The organism is Candidatus Electrothrix sp. (assembly GCF_052785085.1).
The window spans coordinates 1-9341 of record NZ_JALAAI010000139.1 but is presented as its reverse complement, the minus strand read 5'-3'; the positions used below and the strand labels follow the sequence as shown (position 1 = coordinate 9341).

At 49.4% G+C, this 9341-nt stretch carries 10 protein-coding genes and 2 pseudogenes; 3 read left to right on the top strand and 9 right to left on the bottom strand.

Annotated features, from left to right (window positions below; genetic code table 11):
• Positions 1 to 139, bottom strand: a pseudogene (locus L2082_RS16750) (glutamine synthetase); the annotation flags it as partial.
• A gap of 194 nt (positions 140 to 333) precedes the next feature.
• Between L2082_RS16750 and L2082_RS16745 the strand changes: the two are divergent.
• The 3 genes and pseudogenes from L2082_RS16745 to L2082_RS16735 form a co-directional block, all read left to right on the top strand.
• Entirely contained in the window at positions 334 to 618 is a 285-nt protein-coding gene (locus L2082_RS16745; RefSeq protein ID WP_446009809.1) for a UPF0175 family protein, read from the top strand.
• Positions 615 to 1058 (top strand): DUF3368 domain-containing protein, encoded by a 444-nt coding sequence (locus tag L2082_RS16740; protein ID WP_446009810.1) that lies wholly within the window; start codon positions 615 to 617, stop codon positions 1056 to 1058. Before L2082_RS16745 ends, L2082_RS16740 begins: the two co-directional genes overlap by 4 nt.
• Positions 1059 to 1151: 93 nt before the next feature.
• Positions 1152 to 1424 (top strand): annotated as a pseudogene (locus L2082_RS16735) (UPF0175 family protein); the annotation flags it as partial.
• Between the two features lie 10 nt (positions 1425 to 1434).
• Here the strand turns inward: L2082_RS16735 and L2082_RS16730 are convergent.
• The 8 genes from L2082_RS16730 to L2082_RS16695 all read right to left on the bottom strand — a co-directional run bounded on the left by L2082_RS16730 (position 1435) and on the right by L2082_RS16695 (position 9102).
• Positions 1435 to 3972: a condensation domain-containing protein gene (locus tag L2082_RS16730; RefSeq protein ID WP_446009811.1), complete on the bottom strand. Its 2538-nt coding sequence runs from the start codon at positions 3970 to 3972 to the stop codon at positions 1435 to 1437.
• A gap of 37 nt (positions 3973 to 4009) precedes the next feature.
• Entirely contained in the window at positions 4010 to 4399 is a 390-nt protein-coding gene (locus tag L2082_RS16725) for a type II toxin-antitoxin system VapC family toxin (RefSeq protein ID WP_446009812.1), read from the bottom strand.
• Positions 4396 to 4623 (bottom strand): type II toxin-antitoxin system Phd/YefM family antitoxin, encoded by a 228-nt coding sequence (locus L2082_RS16720; protein WP_446009813.1) that lies wholly within the window; start codon positions 4621 to 4623, stop codon positions 4396 to 4398. Before L2082_RS16720 ends, L2082_RS16725 begins: the two co-directional genes overlap by 4 nt.
• 138 nt (positions 4624 to 4761) lie before the next feature.
• Positions 4762 to 6078: an ABC transporter ATP-binding protein gene (locus tag L2082_RS16715; RefSeq protein ID WP_446009814.1), complete on the bottom strand. Its 1317-nt coding sequence runs from the start codon at positions 6076 to 6078 to the stop codon at positions 4762 to 4764.
• 33 nt (positions 6079 to 6111) lie between these two features.
• Positions 6112 to 6579, bottom strand: coding sequence for a hypothetical protein (locus tag L2082_RS16710; RefSeq protein WP_446009815.1), 468 nt, complete (start codon positions 6577 to 6579; stop codon positions 6112 to 6114).
• Positions 6580 to 6591: 12 nt separating this feature from the next.
• Complete coding sequence (locus L2082_RS16705; RefSeq protein ID WP_446009816.1) at positions 6592 to 7848, bottom strand: alkaline phosphatase; 1257 nt, start codon at positions 7846 to 7848, stop codon at positions 6592 to 6594.
• Positions 7830 to 8648 carry a putative capsular polysaccharide synthesis family protein gene (locus L2082_RS16700; RefSeq protein ID WP_446009817.1) on the bottom strand — a complete coding sequence of 273 codons (819 nt, stop codon included), beginning with the start codon at positions 8646 to 8648 and terminating at the stop codon, positions 7830 to 7832. Before L2082_RS16700 ends, L2082_RS16705 begins: the two co-directional genes overlap by 19 nt.
• Positions 8649 to 8664: 16 nt before the next feature.
• Entirely contained in the window at positions 8665 to 9102 is a 438-nt protein-coding gene (locus L2082_RS16695) for a hypothetical protein (protein ID WP_446009818.1), read from the bottom strand.
• Positions 9103 to 9341 lie beyond the last annotated feature (239 nt).

Sequence of the window (9341 nt, the reverse complement as noted above, 5' to 3'; positions counted from 1 at the left end):
GGGCTGCATTGGTGCCGTTCTGGTCTCTCCAGGGCAGAACAGTAAAAGTATTGAAATCCGGCTTCAGGTACATATCAGACTCGTTGATGCGAACAAAACCATCAATTGAAGAGCCGTCGAACATCATGTGCGCCCCAATTCTGCTCATCAAAGGTTATTGCCGCCTCCGGCGCCAGATCCAGCATATCCACCACTGTTCCGTCCGGCCAGGTGAAAATTCGAGCGGCCAGCACGGAACAGCACTGGTCTTAGAGGGTTAAAGCTTGCCTTCAGGCAGACAGCTATGTTACAACTCAACTAAGAACAACAATCAAGTAATCAATGGAGAGCAATATGGAAGCTGTCATCAACATATCACAAGAGCTTTATTCCTCCCTTTCTTTTTTCGGACTGACAAGAGAGCAGATTGTCAGCGATTCACGAAAGCTGCTTGCGCTGAAATATTTTCAGGCGAAATTTCTTTCCCCAGGAAAAGCAGCGGAGCTTGCCGGGATGTCACGGACAGATTTTATTGAATATTTAAGCGACAGCGGCATTCCGATCATTGATTACGATGAAGATGAAATGAACAGGGAGCTTGCAACAGCAGAAAGTATTGCGCAGGCTCGGCTCTCATGAAAACGGTTGTCAGCGATTCCACAGTGCTCATTGGTCTTGCAAAGATAGACAGCCTGTTTCTGCTCAAAGAGATGTTTCAGGAAATTTACCTTCCTGAAGCGGTGTTCAGAGAGGTGACGCTGGATGGCTGGCAGAAACCGGGTGCGGAAGCTGTCCGAAATGCTTTGTGGATTCTGCGCAAGCAGGTCAGTGACCGGACGCAGGTGCATTTTCTGATGACAGTGCTCGACGAAGGAGAGGCTGAGGTTCTTGTTTTGGCGAAGGAGCTTGAGGCTGATCTGATTCTGCTGGATGAGGAGAAGGCCAGAAAAAGCGCGGCAAGGGCGGGATTCAGTATTATGGGCGTAGTCGGCATCCTGATAGCGGCAAAGCGGCTTGGCCTGATCGCATCAGTCGGAAGCTGCAACAGGAAAAATTCCGGCTCAGTGAGCGGGTTGTGAAGATGGCTTTGCAGCAGGCGGGGGAGCTTGCGTAATGCAGGGATAGAGCTGATAAGGTTATTTGTCAACAGGCTTGCCCGCAATCAGACAGCCATGTCACACTGCATTGAGGAGGCAACAGCAATTCAACTCACGGAGAACGCAATGGAAGCTGTCATCAGCATGTCACAAGAGCTATACTCTTCCCTTTCCTTTTTCGGGCTGACATCGGAGCGGATTGTCAGCGATTCCCGGCAGTTTCTCGCGCTGAAATACTTTCAGGCACAATTTCTTTCGTTAGGCAAGGCTGCGGAGCTGGCCGGAATGTCACGGACAGATTCTGTTGAATATCTGAGCGACAGCGGCATTCCGGTTCTTGATTACGATAAGGAGAAAATTAGGAGAGTTCTTGCGCCCTTTCCAGGCACGCTTTCAAGTGCCCGGCAAGTTCCTGAAACTGCGGCCCAGCAAGCACCTCTCTGTGCGTGCCCTGGATCACATGGCAGTGGAACTCTCCGGCAGCAAACTCTGACCATCTTCTTGCCCAGACGCCTTCACCTTTCTGTTCCATATCATGATATTGGCTGCTGCGAAACAAAACGGTTTTTCCGGGATAGGCATGGGGCATATATTCCATTTGAGCGGCATAGTGAGCAGTCCAGACGGTCTCTATGCGACGTTTTTCAGTATCAAGCAGACACACAATTCTTTTGAAGAGCGAGCCACGGCGATAGACAAAGAAGTTCAGCGCAATGCGAAGAAACTGCCCCTGTCGTAAATGAAAAAATGACCGGCTGATATAATGCACGATTTTTGTAGCAGCATTCCGCCGGGGCGCGGCTGTATGGGTACGATGGGGCAAACCGGGATCGAACAGAGCCAGCAGTTCGACAGTGTCACCCTGTTTATGAAGCTGTTGGCCCATTCCAAATGCTACATGAGCACCAAAACATGTCCCGCCCAGATAATACGGACCTTCCGGCTGAAGCTCCCGTATCGCTTGAATATAATACGCCGCCATATCTTCCACCCGGTTATGCGGTGTCTCTCCTTTTTCAAAGCCGAGCGGCTGTAGCCCGTAAAAGGGCTGATCCGTGCCGAAGTACTGTGCAAATTTTGCACCGCCCAACGCCGTGCTGCCCGCCGGAGGTACATAGAAAAAGGGCGGTTTGGATCCCCTGGGTTGAAGAGGCACCAAGGCGGAAGCCCGCCCTCGCTTTCGAACAATCTCCGCCTGCTGCGCCACCGTCTGCGCCTGAAAAAGCGTTGCCAGCGACAGGTCGCTGCCGAAACGCTCCTGAATTCTGCGCAGCAGGGTCAATGCCGCAATGGACGTGCCGCCGAGATCAAAAAAGTTGTCGTGGATGCCCACAGGAGCGGTTTTCAGCACCTCTTCCCAGATGGAGGCGAGCTGCTGTTCCTGCGGGTTTCTCGGAGCGACATAGGTTTCCGTGCTGGGTCTGTCCGCATCCGGGACAGCCTGATCCTGATTGATGAACACAGGCAGCCCCTGCCGCTCCTCTTCGCTTAGGCAGGGCAGGTCCGTGAGCCGCTGATCAGGGTCGGCGACAATCCCTTCCAACAGCGTCTGCATATTTTCCGCCATGACCGTTGCCAACCCGGACAGCTCGGTTCTGTAGCGCAGCCAAGCGCTCAGGCCCGCATCGGTCTCTTTAAAATACCAGACCATATCGAACTGACTTGTTCCCTCCGTGTCCACCCGGAACGGCTCGACCTGCACGCCGGGTAATTCGAGTTCCGGCATTGAGGCGTTCTGGAGCACAAAGAGTACCTGTAGCGGCGGAGCTTGTCCCGCCCCTGAATGGAGCAGGTCCAGTAACTGCTCAAAAGGCAGATCCTGATGACTGAATGCGCCCAGAGCTGTTTCCCGGACACGGCCCAGCAGTTCCCGGAATGGTGGGTTGGCGGACAGATTGGTGCGCAGGGCCAGTACATTGGTGAACAGGCCGATCAAGCCCCTGATCTCTGTGCGGTTGCGTCCGCCCACCGAGGAAAAGACCAGGATGTCCTCTTCTTGCATGGTGCAGCGGAAGAGCAGGGTCTGAAATGCCGCCAGCAGGGTCATGAACAGGGTTGTTCCCTCCTGTCGGCTCAGGGTTCTGAGTGCGTCGTGCAGCCGGGCCGGGATGTCCAGAGATCGGCTGATCGCTCTGCTGTGGCGGCTTGTTGACAGGTTCAGGCGGGGCACCGGCGGTCGGAGCTGTTCCCGCCAGAAGGCGAGCTGTTCTTCCAGCACCTCGCCCTGCAGCCGGTCCCGCTGCCAGCAGGCATAATCCGCATACTGCACAGGCGGTTCAGGAAGCGGTGAAGGCTGTCCCTGCGCAAAGGCCGCATACAGGGTCGTCAGTTCCTGGAGGAGGATGCCTGTCGATTGATCGTCGCAGCAGACCTGATGGGTGCCGAGGAACAGGACATGATCTTCCCTGTCCAGGCGGAACAGACGGGTGCGCAGCAACGGCCCTGTGCCCAGGTCAAAGGGTCTGCGTATTTCTTCGCCGATCAGTCGGCGGGCCTCGGCTGCGGGATCGGGAAACGGGCGGCAGTCCGTGACCGCTATCCGCTCCGGTGGAACCGGCAGGACTTCCTGAGCAGGCAGGGTCGTGCGCAGGACCTCGTGGCGGCGCAGGATTTCCTGAAGGGTCTGTTCCAGGGTCGCGAGGTTCAGGGGGCCTTTCAGGCGTCTGATGAGGGATTTGTTATAGGCGGTATTTTCCGGTTCGAGCTGCTGGAGGAGGTGGATTCGTTCCTGGGCGAAGGAAAGGGGTGGGGGACCGGTTCGCGGCATCTTCCGCAGGGGCGGAGCCTGACGTTGCGCATGGACAACCGAGCGCACTGACCGCCACAGGTCACTGCGGCCCTGTTTGTTTCGACTTGGCGGGGTATGTCGCGTACCGTCATCGGATGCGTGTGTCACCGGATCTTGTGTCCAATCTTTTCATATTCCGTAATCCTCACCAGATGCGCTGCAACTCGGCGTATCTGTCAAACATGCTGTCCCGGCCCAGAACCGGTATGTTTTCCGAGTAACTTTGTGCGATGATCAGACGGTCAAAGGGATCTTTATGATGAAACGGAAGTGTTCTCACAATCTCTAAATGTTCCGGCATGATATGAAGCATCTCCATAGCGTTGCCTCTGACATGATCTCTGACGATCTCCGGGAAACTGAGATCCAGCTTCAGTCTGCCGATTCCGGCCTTGATCGCCATTTCCCAGAGACTTGCTATACTGATCATTTTTTCGTTATCAGTATTTTCAATGAGTCGGCGTGCATGATCGCTCAGTTTTGGGCTGCCGCCTGTAAACCAGAGGAATGTATGTGTGTCGAGCAGCAGTTTCACGGCATATACTCCTCGAATTCCTCAAGAGGTTCATCAAAATTGTCCGACATTTCAATACGTCCTGCCGCGCTTCCGAATTTGGGGCGCACCTTTTTTTCAGGAAAAGGTATGATCTTAAAGCCGGAGCCGTCATCTCTTGTTATGACAACCTCTTCCCCGCCGTCCACCATCCTGATCAGTTCGACCAGCCGATTCTTCGCTTCCTTCAATGCCACCTGACGCATGATAATCCCTCTTCTTTTCAGTTACACTGAACGACTCCCCTTGAGCCGTCTTCTGTTGTATCGGGCCACGTCTCCCTTTTCTGTAGATTATCATATCTCTGCTGAACTCCGTACTGAAAAATGCCTTCCGTGCAGCGGTCAACGATACTGCCGAGCCTGCTTTTCAAAGAGCTGCGCATAGATACCCTTCAGGCGCATCAGCTTGTCATGATCTCCCTGCTCGACAATTCTTCCCTTTTCCAGAACATAGATGGTATCAGCTGTTCTGACCGTTGACAGACGGTGACTGATGAGGACGGCGGTTCGGCCTCGGGCCAGTTCACGGTAGCGTGCGAACAGATCAAATTCCGCTTTGGCGTCAAGTGCGCTGGTGGGTTCGTCAAGAATAAGAATCTGGGCATCGCGGAGAAAGGCGCGGGCCAGGGCGATTTTCTGCCATTGTCCCAGGCTGAGTTCCTCGCCCTCTTCAAACTGTCTGCCGAGCAGGGTGTCATAGCCTTGAGGCAGACTGCGTATGAACGCATCGGCACCGGAGAGCCGGGCCGCAGTGATGATCTTCTGCTCGTCAGGCGGACGGTCGATGTTGCCGAGCCATATATTCTGCCGGGCCGTGAGCTGGTACCGGGCAAAGTCCTGCGGCACCACGCTGATCTGGCGACGCAGCTCGGTGAGCCTGCATTCGCGCATGTCTGTATTGTCAAGGGTGATTCGTCCCTGATCCGGGTCGTAGAGGCGGCAGAGGAGTTTGACCAAGGTGGTCTTGCCGGACCCGTTTTCGCCGACCAGAGCGATATGCTCGCCGGACCGGATAGTCAGGCTGATATCACGGAGCACGGGGCGGGTGCCGTCGGGATACCTGAAGCTGATTTGTTCAAGCTTGATGCCCTGCCGCAACGGATCGGGAACAGGTTTCGGATGCGGCAGATCAGTGATTTTAGGTTTGACTTCAAGAAATTCGTAGAAATCTCCGATCAGCAGGGTGTCCTCATACAATCCCGCCAGCCCCCGCAGCATGGTCCAGAGAAACCCTTGCGCACGCTGGAAGGCCATATAATACATGACCAGATCACCCAGGGTGATGCTGCCTGACAGGGTTCGATAGGCGATAAAGGCAAATGAGCCGAAAACCGCAACCGTGCTGCTGGCTTCCGTGATCAGTTCGGCAACGGAACGTCGGGTGGCGATATGCAGCCGTTCTCGGATAAGCTGTTCCCTGTCCCTGCGGAACCAGCCGCTGAAAAGCGTCCCTAAGTCAAACAGTCGAATCTCCTTGGCATACCTGTCTTCGGTCAGCACCTGTTTGAAATACCAGGAACGTCGGTCGGCGGAGGTGCGGCCTCGTTGCCAGCGGTACATTTTATCGGTGAATTTCAGGCGGACGATGATTCCGGGGACGGCGGCCAGCAGAAGAACGAAAACTACACCCCAGTGAAAGGAAAGCAGCAGACCCGACATTGCTAATAAGGAAATCCCGTTTTGGCAGATGTTTTACAGATCATGTATGATACGATAAGTTCGGTGCGGAGCCTCCTTTTGAGCACGATGGAGCTTGTCATAGTATTGTGCGTTCTCATAACATGCCAGATCAACTTCAAGGGTTTTTGCATGAAGACGATAGTATACCCGGTTGGCTATTTTCAGGGTCTGTGCCTGATTGACAAGCTGGCTTATATTTCGGAAAAAGGCACTACTCAAGGACACCATGCCAGCAAGTGCAATGAGGAAAACGACTTCCCCGAAAGCTGTCTTATCTCCTGCCGCCAACCCTGTTGCCGCAGCAGAATCCACGATCAGCTTTAACAAGTAGAGCATCAGCAGGGGAAGAACACCCTGTATGATAAAAAGCAGCAGAACGATTACTATCCAGATCGGGCCGCTTTGCCAAATAAAGTGCAGTGATTGTTTAAGGTGTCCAAGCCGCCGGATTGCATCGGATGGTGGTTGCTGAGCATTCATACCGTCGGCAGATCAATCTTGTGATGAGCCTATTGCGGGCTGTTCATTCGCCAGCCGAACAAAATCAATCATTATTCTGCCTATATCAGTATTGTCCTGTATACCTCCCAAGTAACGGCTTCCCGGTCCGAAGGCGAACAAGGGGACCATTTCAGCTGTATGATAATCTGTGGTAAAGTCAGTGCCGGTTATTGTTTTTTCTTCCACTGATCCGGCCTCAAGTGCATAGCCCCCTGTTGAGTGATCCGATGTAACGACCAGCAAGGTGGACTGATTCTGTTCAGCAAAATCGAAGCCGACTTTTACAGCCTCATCAAAATCAAGGGTTTCCTGAATGAGCCAGTCGCTGTCATTCTTATGGCCTGCCCAATCAATCTGCGAACCTTCAACTATGAGGACAAACCCACGAGTATTTTTTGACAAGATTGTCAATGCGCTCTTGGTCATTTCAGTCAATGAGATATCCCGACTACTTGCTTTAGGAAGATGTTTTGGTGCAAATAAACCGATAACGTTTTCAGATGAGGTCAAATCACTGAATTCCGATGTTGAAGTAACGATACGATGGGTTCGGCTGAGTTGAGCAATCAAGTTTTTTTCATCATTCCTCATGCTGTTGGGACTGGATTGAGGAAGAAAATAGGCGAAACCGCCTCCAAACAGGACATTAATTCCGCTTTGTGCAATGGCCTCGGCAATATGATTATAGTGATTCCAGTGCCGTACATGAACGACGAAGCTCGCCGGGGTAGCTTCAGTGACGCTTGACGTCACTACTATGCCAGTTGACTTTCCGTTTTCATGGGCATATTCAAGCAAAGTTTTGAGAGACATCCCGTCAGGACGGCATGATATAGCACCCTTATTAACTTTATAGCCGGTTGCAAGCGCAGTGGCGGCAGCAGCAGAATCTGTTACAAAGGAGTTTGCGGCATGAGTGGTTATCAGCCCTGTTGTTTTAAAACGTTCGAGGTTGAGCTGCCCCTTCACTGTTTTGGCGGCAGTTATATGAGATATGCCCATTCCGTCGCCGATAAAGAACAGGATATTTTTCGGTAATTTCCCCTGATAATGCTTTGGAACCGGCCAAGGCTTTTTTTGGGGGCCGCACCATACAAAAGTACTTGTATTCCCAGTACCCTTATTCTTGTTTTGATACGAAAAAAAACAAAAAACAGCTCCTGCAAAACATAACAGAAAAGCGACGAAAGCAGGTAGACTGAAAAATATATTGTTGTATTTTTTGTTAGTTAACAATTGATATTGCAATTACTCCATTTATACATCATTTCATCTATTTCATTTTTACTGTAGAAATGTTTAGCATATCTTGATGAATAAATTTTTTTACAAATGTTTTGATTTAGCGTAAAGTTGTCAACTACATTTTTATACAACTTCCCATTTTCTTGTTCTGATTGGATATTAGAATTGACAATTTCAATATCCATCTCACTTTCAAAAAAACTATTTAATGCAAAATTAAAACAACTATTCAATTTTTCCATTTTTAAAATTAATAATTTTAAACTGTCATTTTTAATAATAGTAAATCCGTTATCATGATCAAAAGGATATGAATATACGTCAAGATTGAACATCCTTTCGAATTCATTCTTAAACCAATTGCATGTATAGCTTCTTGATTCATTATAAAATCTAAATTTCATCCGTAAACATTTAACAGCCTTTTCTTCTTTTATATTTCCGTTTTTGTCAACAAGCTCAGGATGAAATCGATTGATTTCATAAAAAAATTCAGAAATTTCCCTTCCAACAGGATCTCTCACGAGTGTTATTACCTTCCACTGGACATTGGTGCTTTTATCTATTCTTTTACGGAGTATTTTGCTCTGCTTGAGGTGATTAGGAACCCTTTTTTTTCTCAAACCTAAGTACAGTTCTTCAGTTTTTTTTATACCAAAATCAGAGAGAAAATTAACTTTATAAACAGAGTTAAATAAGTTGCCATTTATAATAGACCTATAAACAGTTGTAGAACCAGCCTTGCCCATAGAATATACAATACCTATATTGTCACAACCTACTGTAATATCATCGAACAACACCTGCCCACCTTTTATGTCAAGGGGTTGAAATAAGTTCGTCAAGTATTCCAACAGTATCTACATTAGTATGAGCATTTTGTATAAGCTTATATACAGGTGCATCAGCTACGACCCTATTAATAATATTTAAAAAGTTATCATACGGTCTTCCGGTTTCTAATTTGACGATAATTCTTTCGTAATACTCGTATGGTAATAGGCGATTTAAAAGTTGCTTTGACAAATATGCCACTGCTTCATCTTTAGATAGTGGCACCAATTTTGATTTGGTTGTATCTTTTGAAAAGACAGGGACGAGAAAGCACTTCACTTTGGCACAGGGTTGAATGCAACATTTAGCCATTGAAACAAGATGTCGTGGAGTAACATAAATACGAGTGTGGGGATTATTAAGTTCTCCATCATTCATTATCTTGTTATCACCACATTGAAGAATTTGCTCTTGATCTAACAAACTCTGCATCGCCGGAAAGTGCTGTAGAGTCCCTGTGCGTATTCCTGCTGAGACAGGTAACCCATACATCTTTAATTCTTTATTTTTATAATTAATAAATACTTTATCATTACAATACCATCGCCATTAAAGCACCTCTTCTGGCGTATTAACTCGCCCAAGAACGGCTACTTGATTAGCGATGGATTGAATAGAAATACCTTCTGGAATTTGCGGAAGCAATTTTAATGTTTCACGGA